We start from the raw sequence: 14,678 nt of genomic DNA, 5'->3' as shown, positions 1-14,678 counted from the left end.
ATAACTCCTTTTCGTCTTGTACAAGATTAATTAAACATTCAAAACCTTTAATTTATGATAAATTTGCATGTTCTCTTTTTTTGCATTCCTTAAAATATTTTATTCTTTGAGCCCTATAAAATCTATCTTTTGACAAGCTCTTTAATTCATCATTATAATGTATAATGTAATTATATATTTCAGGAAATATACTAAGTTCAATTTGCCTCCGGGAACATAATGTTCCGCCCAGCTTTTCAATTATATATATCAGGATTTTTCTTACATTCTTCATATATGTCTATGATTTTTTTGCGTTTACCGTTAAGAACAATCTTGTTACCATCCCTTATTCCAACACCAGTAACCACCTTAAAATCCTTCGCTTGATAATAATGATCTTTTTGTGGTTTTGCCTTTAATCCATGCTTTTTTTAATAATCGCCACTTCATCCCTTAACTTTAAAGAAATGGGTTTATGAGACGAGAAAGTCATGTCGTCTACGTAAAGAGAAAAATGACAATAATATTGTTTTATCAAGTTGTTAATCATATCAAACAGATCGCAATATGTCCAATACACTATAAGCTGGCTAGAAGGACTCCCCGTTGGTAATACTCCATTATATGTTACCACTTCAGTCATAATCCATGCAATATCATGTTCCATTTTAAATGTTTGAATGAACATTTTATATACTTTACTTCGCTGTGCTGATTCATAAAATTTTGAAATATCCATTGTTTTGATAAATTTATATTGCAAATGTGTTTCTGAATTAGTGATATAACTATAAGATTTTTTCCCGGACATCACCCACTCTGGTGTTTCTATTCGTTTGAGTAATTTACAATTTTTTTCTTAATAATCTTTAAATCTTCTAGTGGTTCAGTGAAATGTCTTTCGCCGTCTCCATTTGGTTTTGAAAATTCATTATATTTATAGTCATGATTTTCTGTAAAATAATCCGTAGGTAAGTCCAAATATTCAGCCAGTTTTCGTCTGATTATCAAGCGGTACAACGGGCTTTTCTCTAATGAATAAGTTTTACTCAAACTCTATCGTCCCCGGCGGCTTCGAGGTAATATCATACATAACCCGATTCACATGATCCACCTCATTTATAATCCTGCTCGTCACCTTCTGCAGCACGCTCCACGGGATCTCCGCCGCCTCCGCGGTCATAAAGTCTATCGTATTCACGGCCCGCAGCGCCACTGCATAGTCATACGTCCTCTCATCGCCCATAACCCCGACGCTTCTCATATTCGTCAGCGCCGCAAAGTATTGGCCGATGCCTTTGTCCAGCCCGGCGCTGGCTATCTCTTCCCGGTAAATGGCGTCGGCGTCCTGCACCATTTTCACCTTCTCGGCCGTAACTTCGCCGACGATACGGATGCCAAGCCCTGGTCCCGGGAACGGCTGGCGGAATACGAGGTATTCCGGAATGCCCATCTCCAGGCCTGCTTTGCGGACTTCATCCTTGAACAAGTCACGCAGCGGCTCAATGATCTCTTTGAAATCAACATAGTCCGGCAGTCCTCCTACATTGTGATGAGATTTGATGACCGCAGACTCACCGCCGAGCCCGCTCTCCACCACATCCGGGTAGATGGTTCCCTGCACGAGGAAATCAACGGCCCCTATTTTCCGGGCTTCTTCTTCAAACACACGGATGAACTCTTCCCCGATGATCTTTCTTTTGTCTTCCGGCTCTGACACTCCGGCAAGTCTTTCGTAAAATCTCTCCTGCGCGTTTACACGGATGAAGTTCAAATCGTAGTGGCCTTCCGGTCCGAAGACTGCCTCCACCTCGTCGCCCTCATTCTTGCGCAGCAGGCCGTGGTCGACGAACACACACGTAAGCTGGCTGCCGATCGCCTTGGAGAGCATGACTGCCGCCACAGAGGAATCCACGCCGCCGGACAGGGCGCAGAGCACCTTGCCGCTTCCGACCTTTTCCCGGATCGAACGGATGGATTCTTCCACAAAGGAATCCATTCTCCAGTCGCCGGCACAGCCGCATACATTGTGCACAAAGTTGGAGAGCATCTTTGTGCCTTCCACCGTATGAAGCACTTCCGGGTGGTACTGGATGGCATATAATTTCTTCGCCTCATCTTCTGCCGCCGCCACAGGACAGTCGGCCGTGTGGGCTGTTATTTCAAATCTGGGAGCTGTCCTGGATATATAGTCAAAATGACTCATCCAGCATATGGTCGGGGATGAGACCTGGTCAAATATTCTGGACGTTTTCTTGTCGATCAGCACTTCTGTCTTGCCGTACTCTCGGACATCCGCGCTTTCCACCTTGCCGCCAAGCACGTGCATCATAAGCTGCGCGCCGTAGCAGAGGCCAAGCACCGGGATGCCAAGCTCAAACAGCTCTCTGCTGTAAGTCGGTGAGTCCGGCATATAGCAGCTGTTCGGGCCGCCCGTCAGGATGATCCCCATGGGATTCAGCTCTTTGATCTTCTCAATATCTGTTTTATAAGAATAGATCTCACAATATACATTGCATTCTCTGACACGGCGCGCCACCAACTGGTTATACTGGCCGCCGAAATCTATCACAATTACTAATTCTCTCTTCACAAGAAGTTCCTCCTATGTCTAAACTATTTTTCAATTATATACGAGCCCCTCTGCATTTACAAGGGTAACGTACAACTTTAGGCACATTATACGATTGCTTTTTTCTTCCAGCTTCCGCGGAAATACCGGATAGCAAAGCAGATTACACGGAAGATCCAGTCGATAACCATGGCGACCCATATGCCGAATACGCCCAGTCCCATATATTTGCCGAGAATGTAGCTGAATATGATACGGAAGATCCACATGGACAAAATGGAGATGTACATGCACGCCTTTGCATCCCCCGACGCCCGGAACGTGGCCGGGAGGATAAAGGATACCGGCCATATGAGTATTGCGCTGATCCCGTGGAAATACAGGATCTGCTTTGTGACGCCAGCCGTCAGATCCGACAGATGATATGCCTTTAAAATAAACGGCAGTATGAGGAAAATGGCCCCAACCGTCACAACCATGCAGATGTGGGTGATCATGATCAGCTTCTTATTATAATAGCGGACCTGTTCATAGTCTCCCGCCCCCACACAGCGGGCAATGACGGTCGTGGCCGCCAGTGTCATCGCCATGCCGGGAAGTATCTGGAACAGCGCCACGGCATTGGATACCGCATTGGCCGCTATGGCATAGGTGCCGAACGTAGACACGAGGCTCAGCACGAGTATCTTTCCGAGCTGGAACATACTGTTTTCCAGACCGTTCGGGATCCCGATACTCAGGATCTTTTTCACAAGCCTCCAGTCCGGCCGGTAGCGCAGTGTCTTTTCTATATGCAGCGTCCTCGTCTGATTTACAAGAAGAGCAATGATGAGCACCGCGGCCACCATACGGGAGACGAGCGTCGGGATGGCGACACCTTCCGTTCCTCTGTGGAACCCGTAGATCAGCAGAGCATTTCCCGCTACGTTTATGATGTTCATTACGATCGATACCTGCATGGATACTTTAGAGTTTCCCATGGCGCGGAAGATGGCGGCTCCGCCGTTATACAGCGCCATGAAAGGGATCGACGCGGTCACTATCATCAGATATGTATTGGCATGGCCCATGACGTCCTGCTCTATCCTGCCGAAGACACCGTGAAGGATAAAAAACTTGCATGCGTACACGATCACCGTTATGACGACCGCGCTGACAGTGATAAACCACACGAGCTGTGTGGCCGCCCTGCATGCCTGCTTCTGATTTTTCTGTCCGAGGTACTGTCCCGCAACGACCGCGCCGCCTGTGGCGAGCGCTCCGAAGAGATTGATGAGCAGCACCATGATCTGGTCTACGAGGGAAACGCCGGATACGGCCGCCTCTCCGACACTTGCAATCATAATAGAATCCGCCATACCGACGAGCACCGCCAGAAGCTGCTCGATGATAAGCGGAATGATCAATGCCAGAAGCGCTTTGTTGTCAAAAAGATAACCGCTTCTGTCTGTCTTTACTTCATTTTTCATAATAAAAAAACTCCTCACTGCATACCCTGCCGGACATAAATGGTCCGCCAGATATATACTTACCGGTCATTGATGACCCGATAACTATATATTATACGCCGAGGAGTTTCCTCATTCAAGAGCAACCTTACGCTGCAATGTATTTTTCGATATCCTGCCAAAGTTCATCACAACTGTCATGATAAACCTGGAGCTCGATCTTATTCTTCAGTCCGAGATTCATAAGGCCTAATATAGACTTCGCGTCCACAATGAATCTGCCGCGTTTCATATCCATATCGAAAGGATACTTGCCCACCTTATTGACAAAGTCCAGGACATCGTCAGGTCTTTGAAATACCACTGTCTTTCTGCTCATAATAATCTCTCCTTACCATTTTAATCTATGCTCATCAAACGTCTGACGTTCAATAAGCCATTCAATATCTAGTCCATATGTTCATTATAATTATTGCCATGTTACCATATATTGTTTCATTAAAAAGGGGGAAATTTTTCAAAAAGGTGGAAATTTTTAGCAGTATTTGTCCAATTTCCGACAAACTTCTGCCTTAATTATTCAGTTTCCGATACTCGGCAGGTGTCACTCCGACTTCATCTTTAAATACCTTACTCATATATTTCGGATCCGTATATCCGGCCAGATCTGCGATCTGGTTCAGCTTCAGCGTAGTCTGCAGCAGCAGCTCTTTTACTTTCTCTATCCGGTATCCCCGTATCGTCTCAGTAAATGTCTTACCCGTCTCCTTTTTAAACTGTGCGCTTAAATATTCTTCTGACACACAGAGCTTCCGGGCGATCTCTTCCAGTGTTATCCCCTGATTGTAATATTCCTGCATCAGCTGTCCCGCGCGCTGCACCATAAGACTTGTGGCCTCTTCCTCCCTCTGGAACCTGAGGCTTTTATAGAACAGGCCGTATGCTTTCCCTATCTGTTCCCACGTGTATGCCTGAGTGATCAGATTCATGATATCCTGGGCAGATGTATCCTCTGACACTTTGCCGGCCTCCTTGGCCGTATGATATATGGCCATACAATAGCGGATGCACGCCTCCTTTATTTCTTTTGGAAAATGGACATCTGCCAGAAAATATTCCCTCAGACGCTTCGTACACGCGTCAAATTCCTCCCTATGATTTGACACGATGGCCTGTCTGGCCTGCGTCTCTATTTCCACAGGATATTTCACCGGCACAGCCTCGGCCTGCCCGATCCGTTCTCTGCTGATGAGCACTTCCCGGCCGAGGACAAGATTCCATTCCAGATCTTCCCTCATATTCTCCAGCGCCGGGTTCACTCCCGCCAGTCCCTCACACGCTCTCCAGACCGCTGCGAAACTGCCTTTTACCTGTCCGCAGAGCATCGGCATCACTGCTTTTTGAAAATACTGCCGCAGCTCATCCTGATCGTCCATCTTATAGAGAAGCATGATGATACCTTCCTTATCCTCAAACTCCAGCAGACACGAGGAGAACGTACCGTTATGGATCCCCGTCTCTTCCAGAAGCGACCTGACTGTGTCGTGATAGACCGGGTAGCAGCCGCTAAGCTTTACGAGAAAGACAACGATCTCCTCGTCCGGCATAATGCGAAAATGCTTTTCCAGCGTGATATCTGTCTGCCTGTCCGATATAAACTGCCCGGTCACACTGCGGTAAAATATATTTTCAAGGGTAAAAAACTCTTCCTTGCTCTGCTCCTCTATGATCGTTTTCTCCACCTGCTCCAGCGCCCGTTTCAGTTCCGGTATCTTGATCGGTTTCAGCAGATAATTCTCAATGCCGAGCTCGATGGCGATCTTGGCATAGGAAAAGTCTGAATATGCCGACAGGACAATCGCCTTGCAGCTGATTCCTTTTTCCCGTACTTTGGCAAGCATCGTAAGCCCGTCCATGTCCGGCATATGAATATCCAGAATAACGAGATCCGGCTTCACCCGCTCGATCAGCTCCAGCCCCTGCAGGCCGTTATCAGCCGTGCCCGCAAGCTCATACTCAGAATTGATCTTTTGAAGCAGTCTGCTCATACCGTTCCTTATGGGCGCCTCGTCCTCTACAACTACTATTCTCATATGTGTGTTCCTCCTTCCAGGGCGGCCACCGCCGGAATAAACAGGTGTACCTTCGTATATTTATCCAGTCTGCTCTCAAAATAAATATCTGCCTGTTCTCCATAATATAACCTGAGCCGCTTTCTGACATTGGCGATCCCAAGATGGCTGCTCAAATACTCCTTATCACGCTCAAATGCTCCGGAGTTCAGCTTCGCCAGCGTGGAGGCAGTCATGCCGTTTCCGTTATCCATGATCATAATGTGGATCTGACGGTCCGTACTGCGCATGGATATATCGATCTTACACTCCCCTTCTCTGTGCTTCATGCCGTGTTTGACCGCATTTTCCACAAAGGGCTGCAAAAGCAGCTTGTGAATGCGGCATCCTCTCAGTTCATCCGGCACGTCAAGCGTTACCCGGATCTCCTTTCCCTCCTTCGTGCTCTGCAGTATGATATATTGACGCAGCCAGTACAATTCCTGTTCTATCGATGTCTCCCCTCCGGCGTTCTTTACAGTATACCTCAGGATATCCGCCAGTGCGCCCACCATCTCGCTGATTTCAAACTCTCCCCTCTCGATCGCCTTCCAGTTGATCGTGTCCAGCGTATTATAGAGGAAATGGGGATCGATCTGTGCCTCCAGCGCGGACAGCTCTGCATTTTTCTGCTCCAGTATGGCCGCCTTCACCTGCTCAATGAGCATCTCGATATGCTGAACCATTTCATTGAAGCCGGAACTGATCTTGCGTATCTCCACCGGCATCTTCTCATTGACCGCAACCTCAGTCTGAAAATTGCCCTGCTCCACTTCATTCATGGCCGCCGCTATCGTGTCGATCTCTTTCAGGTACGGTCTTGTAAGCACATAGCCAAGCACAAAGACACCGCCTGCCAGAGCGGCCGTTATGAGCAGCCAGAACCCCCCCTGTTCATACAGTGTATCGTGATACGCTTTGAGCGACTGCCGGTTGTAAATGGTAAATCCGGTCGTTTCATTCACCGCAGAAGTATATTCGTATCCGTCCCGTCTGATATCTTCTGCTGTTTTTCCGATATCTTTGTTATCCCGGGCGCTGATCACCACGTTATCACAAAGCAGATAGTTCTCCGCCACATCCCACGCATCCAGCGCCTCTGTGAGCAGACTCTCATTTATGCTCATCACAACCGTGCCGGTCTCTTTATGTATATCTTCATAATTCACGAGCCGCCTTGCTATGCGCAACATATATACTTCATCCCCGCCTGAGGACACAGGCTCTGTCATCCCCTCATATACCGCGCCGTGCGTGATAAGGGGCGGCGCGACGTCAGCCGCCCAGGAACTGCTCACAGAGGAGGCCGACAGGTGATCGTAATAGATGGCTCTGCCTTCCGCCGTTATGATCGTGATGCCCTCTATGCCGTCATTGCGGTTGCATATGTGGCTCAGCCTCCGCCTGAGGTAATTGCTGTTTACTTCCAGCCCGTCCTGGTCCCTGTTGATCTCCTCCACGAGTGATATGACCTCATCATCCGTGCACAGATCATAGAGCAGCGTACCGTACTTGTCCAGGACCATATCGAGACACTGGTCCGCCTTGTTCAGGTTACCGTCTATCTGTCTGTCCAGGCTTGCCCGCATGCTCTGTTCCAGCCTGTACATGGACAGACACGCGAATATGACGATCGGTACAGCCACCGCCAGAATAAAGAAGGGGGTAAGCTTCTGCCGCAGCGTTCTCTCTCTTTTCATCGCACGCCCTCCCTGATATCCCGGATGGCGCCGGCAGCCTCCTTTAGTGTCTCATCCACACTCCTGCCGCCCACGATGACTTCATCGATGGCATCCGCCGCCACGGCGGATACTCTCGGCCATTCCGTGCTTATTTCCCGCATCCTCGCTGTCTGGAAGATATCCACGCACTGACGCATGAGCACATCGTCCGCAAACTGCCCGTCCATGACATCCTGCCTCGGGGCGAGCAGTCCCAGGCCGTCTATATAGGAAGCAAGCCTGTCCTTCTCACTTATATATTTCAGAAATTCTATGGATGCCGCCTCATTGTCTCCGCTCATAACACCGAAGATCTCGCCGCCCACTACGGACACCCTGTCTTTGTCTGCCGGCAGATATGTCACCCCAAAGTCAAGCGCATTGTTCTGCTCTCGGATATAATCAGCCATCATGATACCGTTGAACATCATAGCCACTTTGCCGTCCGCGAACTGTCCCGCCAGATCTGAACCGGTCAGACTGATACTCTCCTTGCCGAGGCAGCCGCTGCGGGCCATCGTGCCGAGCAGCTCAAAGGCCTGTCTGCTTTCCGGAGAGTCTATTGCATCCACATCCCCTCCCATAGACCACAGGATCGGAAGAAACGCGTACAGACTCTCCTCTCCCTGCAGAGCGATCTGGGCATACCCGCATATATCGTCCGTCGTGAGAATGCGGGCAGCCTCGTAGAACTCCTCCCACGTTCCGGGAACGGACAATCCTGCCGCTTCAAACAGAGCGGCATTGTAGAACAGACCGGTACAATTTAACCCGGACGGAAGTCCGAGCACGCGTCCCTCCACCGTACAAGGCTGCACCGCCGCAGGCAGGTACTGCCCGAGCTCCCCGATCTCATCTGTCAGATCCACAAACGGCTGCATAGAATTAAAATACCGGAAATCAACAGAATCAACGAGCGCAATGTCCGGCGTCTTATTGTCGGCCATGCCAAGCGCAAGCTCCTTTTTAAAATCAGCGTCAGGTATATACCTTGTCTTCACCCGGATGGCCTCCTGGGAATGATTAAAATCATACACAAGATCTTCCAGCGTTCTCCTCTGCTGCGGAAGGTCCCAGTAATGCCACAGGACGATCTCTCTTTTTTTCTCTGCCTCAGCCTTCTCTTCCTTTTTACATCCCGTAATACTGCCTGCTGCAAGCGCAGCCAAAAGCAGGCAGACCAGAATTACAGATGCTGGTTTTCCTGTTCTCTTCAATGCCGTTTCTCCTTCATTCGTATACAAGCCCGTTTCAGAATATGTATGTATTATACCATACTTTCACTGTGAACGCATTGTCCCTCGTCGTGGCGGCTGTGCAGATATTTTTCCCGCGTAGCCATTCCGCCGCGGATGTGGCGTTCCGACTTGTTCATGTCCAGCACTTTGCGCGCCTGGTTGGCCAAAGCCGGGTTGATCTGTAAGAGCCGCTCGGTCACATCCTTATGTATGGTAGATTTACTGACGCCGAACTGCTTTGCCGTCTGCCGCACTGTAGCCTGATGTTCAATGATATAGTACGCGATCTCTACTGCCCGTTCCTGAATATAATCTTTCATATAAATAACCCCTGCATAATTTGTTTTTACAATCTATGCACGGAAACAGGGGCTTATTCGCAATTTTTCCCCTGCGTCGGCTGGGGAGGCGCAAGGCTTATGGGAAAGAACCGCTCCCCGGCATGCCCGTTACTTGTTATTTACCGGTGCATATGATAGAATAAATTACAAATGTCAAACTGCCGACCCTTCATAAGAGATATTGCCCAGGTTGAAAAAAGCCTGCGTTTGCGCGGTGAAACCGATACGATAAGGAGCCATGTTATGTACAAAATTCTCGTGGTAGATGATGAATTCAGAGTTTGTAAAATGTTAGAGAAGTTTATCAACAAAAGCGGATTAGACTTGCAGGTGATCGCTTCGGTCAACAACGGAAAAGACGCCTTTGAGATCATTTCAAAAGAATCTCCCGACATTGTTGTGACCGACATCCGCATGCCCATATTTGACGGCATTGAGCTTGTGAAGCGGGTAAGGGCCGCCGGCAACAACTGCGACTTTATCTTCATAAGCGGCTACCGTGAGTTTGAATATGCGCACAGCGCCATTTCTTACGGTGTCAGGCACTACCTCCTTAAGCCGATCAACAAGCAGGATTTTCTGAATTCCCTGACAAAAATCATTCAGTCGCTGGACTGCGCGGAAAATGCCGGCGGCTCCTCTGATAAACCGCACAATGTTCTCCCAAGCGCCACTTTGGGCATCCGGCATTCTCTTCTGAAAGCCTTATGCAGGAACGACGGTATCACTCTGACTTCCATAGAAGAATGTAACCGCCGTTTTTTATATGCATTCCGCGAAGGACGCTTTCAAGTATTTACCGGTGTCCTTGACAGCGGAAACGAACGTACAGATTACTTAAGTTCAACTTTGGCCGGAGCAATGGATAACATCATCCATATCCTTAACAAATTCTATGCAGGCCGGCTGTTTGAAAAAGAATATTACATAGAAGACAGGCTTTTATTCTGGCTCATCAACTACGACCCGCAGAATACGGATCTGGAAAACAGTGTGGCTCATGTATTTGGCGAGATCAACCAGATGCTTGACAGGCAGGGAGACCTCCGCTTTTCTCTCGCCGTAAGCCCGCCCGCCAAGTGTATACAGGAACTTCCCGGCGCTGCCGCGCTGGCAGCCGACGCCCTCAAATGCCGGATCAGAATCGGTAACGGCCGCATCATTTTCGCCGATACTCTGTCATACCCGGACGCCCCGCTCGCCCCCATGCAGGCGGAAACCGTGATAAAATATCTGGAAGCAGACGACATGGAAGCCCTTCTGACGGCGTTCGGCCGGCTGCTCGAACAATCCCGCCGTCAGACGCTTCATCCAAAATACAAAATTGATATCCTGCTCACCCTTTATAAAACTCTGGAAGACTATGTTTCCAAATACAGCTATCTGAATGAAGTAAATACCGATGCGTTGTATAAGGTCATTCTGACCGCAAAAACAGAACAGAGCATGGATTCAGCCTTTATGGACACTCTGTCCGGGCTGCTGTCACATATTGTATCGGCAAAGCAAAATGTGGACATGCTGCCCATCAAAAACGCGAAGGAATATATTTCCGCCCACATCGACAAGCCGCTCACCCTCCTCGACGTGGCGGACCATGTTCATCTGACGCCGAATTACTTCAGCACCTTATTCAAAAATGAGACGGGCAGCAACTATCTCGACTACCTGATCGCACTTCGCATAGAAAAAGCAAAGGAACTTCTTCTGACAGAACTTCCCTTAAGCGAAGTATGTAAAAGAGTCGGTTACCCGGATGTAAAGTATTTTTCTAAGATCTTTAAGAAAAAAGTGGGACTAAAGCCTCTGGACTATAAAAAGTTTCATCATTCACTTTAAAGGAGGAATCTTCATTTGAATACGGTATTACTGTTATGCGTCATATCCATCTTCCTTTGTCTTCTGTTTTTCCTCTCTCTCCCTGCCATACGAAGAGACCGGTATATGCGCCATACTCTTTTATCACTGAAAAACGGGACGTTTTCCGACGCTGCCCCCAATTCACATATGACATTCCAGACGCAGTTAGATGAACTGCTCTATCTGTATAAAAAGCATTATATGATCAGTTACCGAAAAGACGAGCTGAACAGCAGCTCGCAGCTTATGGCCCTTCAGAGCCAGATCAATCCACATTTTTTGTACAATACGCTGGAAAGCATACGGGCACAGGCGGAACTGGATGACGCTCTGCAGATATCCGAGATGACGGAAGCCCTGGCCGCCTATTTCCGGTACAATATCAACCGGGGCGGCGATGTCGTCCCGCTGGAAGACGAGCTCGCAAACATAAGCAACTATCTGCACATCCAGCAGTTCCGGTTTGGCGAACGGTTCTCCATTTCATTCATGATCGACGGCGACAGAAACACCATTAACAATCAGGCAATACCGAAGCTGACGATACAGCCCATCGTGGAAAACGCTATTTACCACGGATTGGAGGAGACGTTGACAAGCGGTAAGATCACCATCAGAGTGACAGAGACAGAAAAACGGATTCTTCTGTCGATCAGCGACAACGGAAAAGGCATTGATTACGAACAGCTCGAAATGATACACCGCGATCTGCAGGCCGACACTTCCGCTTCGGGTTCAGAACGGACCACCGGCATTGCCCTCTCCAATATACACAGACGGATTCAGCTGCTGTTCGGAGATTCGTTCGGCATTGCTCTCGAGAGCACTCCGATGGTTGGAACAACGGTACATATAACGATGCCAAAACAGGCATATCAGGAAGAAAACAAGTAGGTATCCTCCATGCGAAAAGAAGTTCTAAGACTAAACAACATCTATCTTACTTCTAATACTTATGGTTCTCTGCGGAACATATCCTTCCATCTTCTGCAGGGCGAGTTTCTCGGGTTATTTGGTATCCTGAACTCGGGAGTAAAACTTCTTGTGCGCATTCTCAGGGAACAGGCAGGCATCACTTCCGGCTCCATATACCGCAGTGAAACCCGCGTCACACAGCTTCTGCCCCCATTGCAGCCGTGTCTGGATATCGGATATGTCGGACAGACCGGAACACTGATGCCGGGATTTTCGATCAAAGAAAATCTCATGATCTCCAGGCGTACCGGCAGGAAAAAAAGCCTGCTCATCGATGACAATTCTCTGAACGCCGAGATCGCCGTACTTTTAGAAGACCTCGGTATTGACGACTTGATCACACCCGCGGCAAAATTAAATGAATTATCCCCCTTTGAAAGACATCTCATTGAGATCGCAAAGCTCGTCTATGCAGGCAAAGACATCATTATGCTGGACGAGATCGGATACTCCTATATGGAGACAGACTTCCGGCGGCTGTCCGTTCTCATTAACAAGCTGAAAGAAAAAAATATATCCGTGATCTATGTGTGCAATTCCATAGATTATATGGCCGAGTACCTGGACCGGATCATTATACTCCGCGACGGCAGAAACGCGGGAACGATGTATTCCGACAGCTTCGACAGGAAAAATCTGATGCGGATGCTGCTGGGACCGAGGCATACTTCCGCCTCTTCTACCCCTCTCATCAAAGCAGGAAGACCGGTGATCCGGTTTTCATACTACGGCAGTTCCTGCCTGCAGCCTGTACGGCTCAGTGTCAGTGAGAGCGAGACTGTCGGGATCTTTTCCTTAGAAAATTCGATACCGGAAGAATTGGCGGAGCTGATCGTCTCCGTCAATTTAAGACGCAAAAGACTGAAACATAAATACTATAAAACAGACAGCGGCTGGGAAGCCGAATTATATGATCCCGGCAAAGAACTGGTCGTAATTCCGCAGAATGCCGCGGCGGAGGCGACATATCCCGAAAAAAGCATACTGGAAAATTATTTGCTTCTCATTTACAGGCCAACTTCTAAAATGGGTTGTATCAATGCTGATTTTTCACGTTATATGGAGCATATTTTAGATAAATGGTACGGGAAAGAGACCGGATGGTCCAGAAGAACAAAACTGAAGGACACAGATGAAGCCACTCAGAAAAAATCAGCTTTTCACAAATGGCTCTTTCACAGAGCGAATTTTTCGTACATCGAATTTCCCGGCATATATGCCGACCCATTGCTCCAGCAGTCTATATTTGCTTTGATCCACGAAATGGCGGAGCATAAAATGGGCATACTCATCCGTTCCAACAACATATACGAGCTGCTCACACTCTGCAGCAAACTTGTGATCATATCGAAACAGGGACGGTCGGTCGTCCTGTCGAGGGAGGAGGCTCTTTCCATCGACCTGTTTGAACTTCTCATAGATATGAAATGACCGCTTACGCCTTATAACTTTTTATCTTTTTTCTGCGCCCTCCTGCTCCGGTCCTCTGCATACTGTCGATCCCCACCGCAAAGAGCAGCACAAGACCTTTGATCAAAATCTGGTAATATTCGTTAAATCCAAGAATCACCATACCGTTTGACAGGAAGCCCATGATGAGCGAACCGACAATAACAGAAGATATCCGGCCCTCGCCGCCGGTGATCCTCACCCCGCCCACGACTACCGCAGTCAATACTTCCATCTCATACCCTGACCCGGCTTTTGGCTGGCCCGAGTTCACTCTGGCCAGCATGATGATACCCGCGACCCCGGCCAGAAAGCCGTTCATCGTGTACGCCGCGATCCTGACAGAATCCGTATCGATGCCCGACAGTCTGGTGGCCTCTTCATTACTTCCAACCGCATAAAAATAATGGCCGAGATACGTTTTTTTCAGCAGAAATTCACCGAGCGCGAGTACGACGACCGTGATCACGATCGGAATGGGAATGATCCCGAAAAGCATAGCGCGCGCGATCTGCTTAAAAGACGGCGATATGCCATATACCGGCTTGCCGCCGCAGATCGTATAGGATATGCCAAGGATCACCTGCTGCATGGCAAGTGTCCCGATCAGGGCGGGAATCCTTGTTTTCGTCACAATAAAACCATTGAGAAGGCCAAACAGAGCGCTGCAGACGAGTCCGAGAAATACCGCGGCCGGCAGAGGCAGCGCCATCTTTGTCGCGGCAAGAGCCGTGAACACACCGACAAATGACAAGATCCCGCTGACCGACAGATCAATGGCGCCGGTGAGCAGGACAAAGAGCATCCCCACTGACATAATTGTCAGCATAGACGTCTGCCTGAATATCGTCATAACATTATCAAATGTACTGAAGCTGGATTCAAGCAGTGACATGAGAACGACGATCGCCATCAGGGCGATCCATCTGCTCAGCATTTTTACTGCCTTCTTCACTTTTCCTTCTCGCTCCATATTCCGCC

Annotated in this window: 13 protein-coding genes; 3 read left to right on the top strand and 10 right to left on the bottom strand. The window is 48.6% G+C overall.

Annotation, left to right across the window (positions count from 1 at the left end):
• Window positions 1-52: 52 nt before the first annotated feature.
• The 9 genes from LAJLEIBI_RS03565 to spoIIID all read right to left on the bottom strand — a co-directional run bounded on the left by LAJLEIBI_RS03565 (window position 53) and on the right by spoIIID (window position 9,392).
• The gene (locus tag LAJLEIBI_RS03565; protein WP_006444888.1) at window positions 53-274 is read right to left on the bottom strand and encodes a hypothetical protein; all 222 of its coding nucleotides are present in this window, start codon (window positions 272-274) and stop codon (window positions 53-55) included.
• 123 nt (window positions 275-397) lie between these two features.
• The gene (locus LAJLEIBI_RS03560) at window positions 398-721 is read right to left on the bottom strand and encodes an RNA-dependent RNA polymerase family protein (protein WP_170254058.1); all 324 of its coding nucleotides are present in this window, start codon (window positions 719-721) and stop codon (window positions 398-400) included.
• A gap of 306 nt (window positions 722-1,027) precedes the next feature.
• The gene (guaA, locus tag LAJLEIBI_RS03555) at window positions 1,028-2,575 is read right to left on the bottom strand and encodes a glutamine-hydrolyzing GMP synthase (protein WP_006444885.1); all 1,548 of its coding nucleotides are present in this window, start codon (window positions 2,573-2,575) and stop codon (window positions 1,028-1,030) included.
• An 86-nt stretch (window positions 2,576-2,661) separates the two neighbouring features.
• Window positions 2,662-4,023 (bottom strand): MATE family efflux transporter, encoded by a 1,362-nt coding sequence (locus tag LAJLEIBI_RS03550; protein ID WP_006444884.1) that lies wholly within the window; start codon window positions 4,021-4,023, stop codon window positions 2,662-2,664.
• 127 nt (window positions 4,024-4,150) lie between these two features.
• Entirely contained in the window at window positions 4,151-4,381 is a 231-nt protein-coding gene (locus tag LAJLEIBI_RS03545; RefSeq protein ID WP_006444883.1) for an HPr family phosphocarrier protein, read from the bottom strand.
• 193 nt (window positions 4,382-4,574) lie between these two features.
• On the bottom strand, window positions 4,575-6,095 hold the full coding sequence (locus LAJLEIBI_RS03540; protein ID WP_006444882.1) for a response regulator transcription factor: 1,521 nt from the start codon (window positions 6,093-6,095) through the stop codon (window positions 4,575-4,577).
• Window positions 6,092-7,813 carry a sensor histidine kinase gene (locus tag LAJLEIBI_RS03535; RefSeq protein WP_006444881.1) on the bottom strand — a complete coding sequence of 574 codons (1,722 nt, stop codon included), beginning with the start codon at window positions 7,811-7,813 and terminating at the stop codon, window positions 6,092-6,094. The genes LAJLEIBI_RS03540 and LAJLEIBI_RS03535 overlap by 4 nt, the downstream gene beginning before the upstream one ends.
• Window positions 7,810-9,051, bottom strand: coding sequence for an ABC transporter substrate-binding protein (locus LAJLEIBI_RS03530; protein ID WP_050765566.1), 1,242 nt, complete (start codon window positions 9,049-9,051; stop codon window positions 7,810-7,812). The genes LAJLEIBI_RS03535 and LAJLEIBI_RS03530 overlap by 4 nt, the downstream gene beginning before the upstream one ends.
• A gap of 50 nt (window positions 9,052-9,101) precedes the next feature.
• A complete protein-coding gene (gene spoIIID / locus LAJLEIBI_RS03525; protein ID WP_006444879.1) occupies window positions 9,102-9,392 on the bottom strand; it encodes a sporulation transcriptional regulator SpoIIID in 291 nt (96 codons plus the stop codon).
• A 264-nt stretch (window positions 9,393-9,656) separates the two neighbouring features.
• Between spoIIID and LAJLEIBI_RS03520 the strand changes: the two genes are divergently transcribed.
• Genes LAJLEIBI_RS03520 through LAJLEIBI_RS03510 form a run of 3 tightly spaced genes read left to right on the top strand, consistent with a single transcriptional unit; the run spans window position 9,657 to window position 13,679 of the window.
• Entirely contained in the window at window positions 9,657-11,252 is a 1,596-nt protein-coding gene (locus LAJLEIBI_RS03520; protein WP_040435954.1) for a response regulator transcription factor, read from the top strand.
• Window positions 11,253-11,267: 15 nt separating this feature from the next.
• On the top strand, window positions 11,268-12,167 hold the full coding sequence (locus LAJLEIBI_RS03515) for a sensor histidine kinase (protein ID WP_147570525.1): 900 nt from the start codon (window positions 11,268-11,270) through the stop codon (window positions 12,165-12,167).
• Between the two features lie 9 nt (window positions 12,168-12,176).
• On the top strand, window positions 12,177-13,679 hold the full coding sequence (locus tag LAJLEIBI_RS03510) for an ATP-binding cassette domain-containing protein (protein WP_006444875.1): 1,503 nt from the start codon (window positions 12,177-12,179) through the stop codon (window positions 13,677-13,679).
• A gap of 4 nt (window positions 13,680-13,683) precedes the next feature.
• Here LAJLEIBI_RS03510 and LAJLEIBI_RS03505 read toward each other — a convergent pair whose 3' ends face one another.
• A complete protein-coding gene (locus tag LAJLEIBI_RS03505; protein WP_006444874.1) occupies window positions 13,684-14,670 on the bottom strand; it encodes an ABC transporter permease in 987 nt (328 codons plus the stop codon).
• Between the last annotated feature and the right edge of the window lie 8 nt (window positions 14,671-14,678).

It is taken from the genome of [Clostridium] hylemonae DSM 15053 (assembly GCF_008281175.1).
GTDB classification, from domain to species: Bacteria; Bacillota; Clostridia; order Lachnospirales; family Lachnospiraceae; genus Extibacter; species Extibacter hylemonae.
This window is presented reverse-complemented; position numbering and strand designations above follow the sequence as displayed.

Coding starts and splice junctions, on each gene's coding strand:
- LAJLEIBI_RS03565 (WP_006444888.1), bottom strand. CDS start 274: ATGAAGAATGTAAGAAAAATCCTGATATATATAATTGAAAAGCTGGGC.
- LAJLEIBI_RS03560 (WP_170254058.1), bottom strand. CDS start 721: ATGGATATTTCAAAATTTTATGAATCAGCACAGCGAAGTAAAGTATAT.
- LAJLEIBI_RS03550 (WP_006444884.1), bottom strand. CDS start 4,023: ATGAAAAATGAAGTAAAGACAGACAGAAGCGGTTATCTTTTTGACAAC.
- LAJLEIBI_RS03545 (WP_006444883.1), bottom strand. CDS start 4,381: ATGAGCAGAAAGACAGTGGTATTTCAAAGACCTGACGATGTCCTGGAC.
- LAJLEIBI_RS03540 (WP_006444882.1), bottom strand. CDS start 6,095: ATGAGAATAGTAGTTGTAGAGGACGAGGCGCCCATAAGGAACGGTATG.
- LAJLEIBI_RS03535 (WP_006444881.1), bottom strand. CDS start 7,813: ATGAAAAGAGAGAGAACGCTGCGGCAGAAGCTTACCCCCTTCTTTATT.
- spoIIID (WP_006444879.1), bottom strand. CDS start 9,392: ATGAAAGATTATATTCAGGAACGGGCAGTAGAGATCGCGTACTATATC.
- LAJLEIBI_RS03520 (WP_040435954.1), top strand. CDS start 9,657: ATGTACAAAATTCTCGTGGTAGATGATGAATTCAGAGTTTGTAAAATG.
- LAJLEIBI_RS03510 (WP_006444875.1), top strand. CDS start 12,177: ATGCGAAAAGAAGTTCTAAGACTAAACAACATCTATCTTACTTCTAAT.
- LAJLEIBI_RS03505 (WP_006444874.1), bottom strand. CDS start 14,670: ATGGAGCGAGAAGGAAAAGTGAAGAAGGCAGTAAAAATGCTGAGCAGA.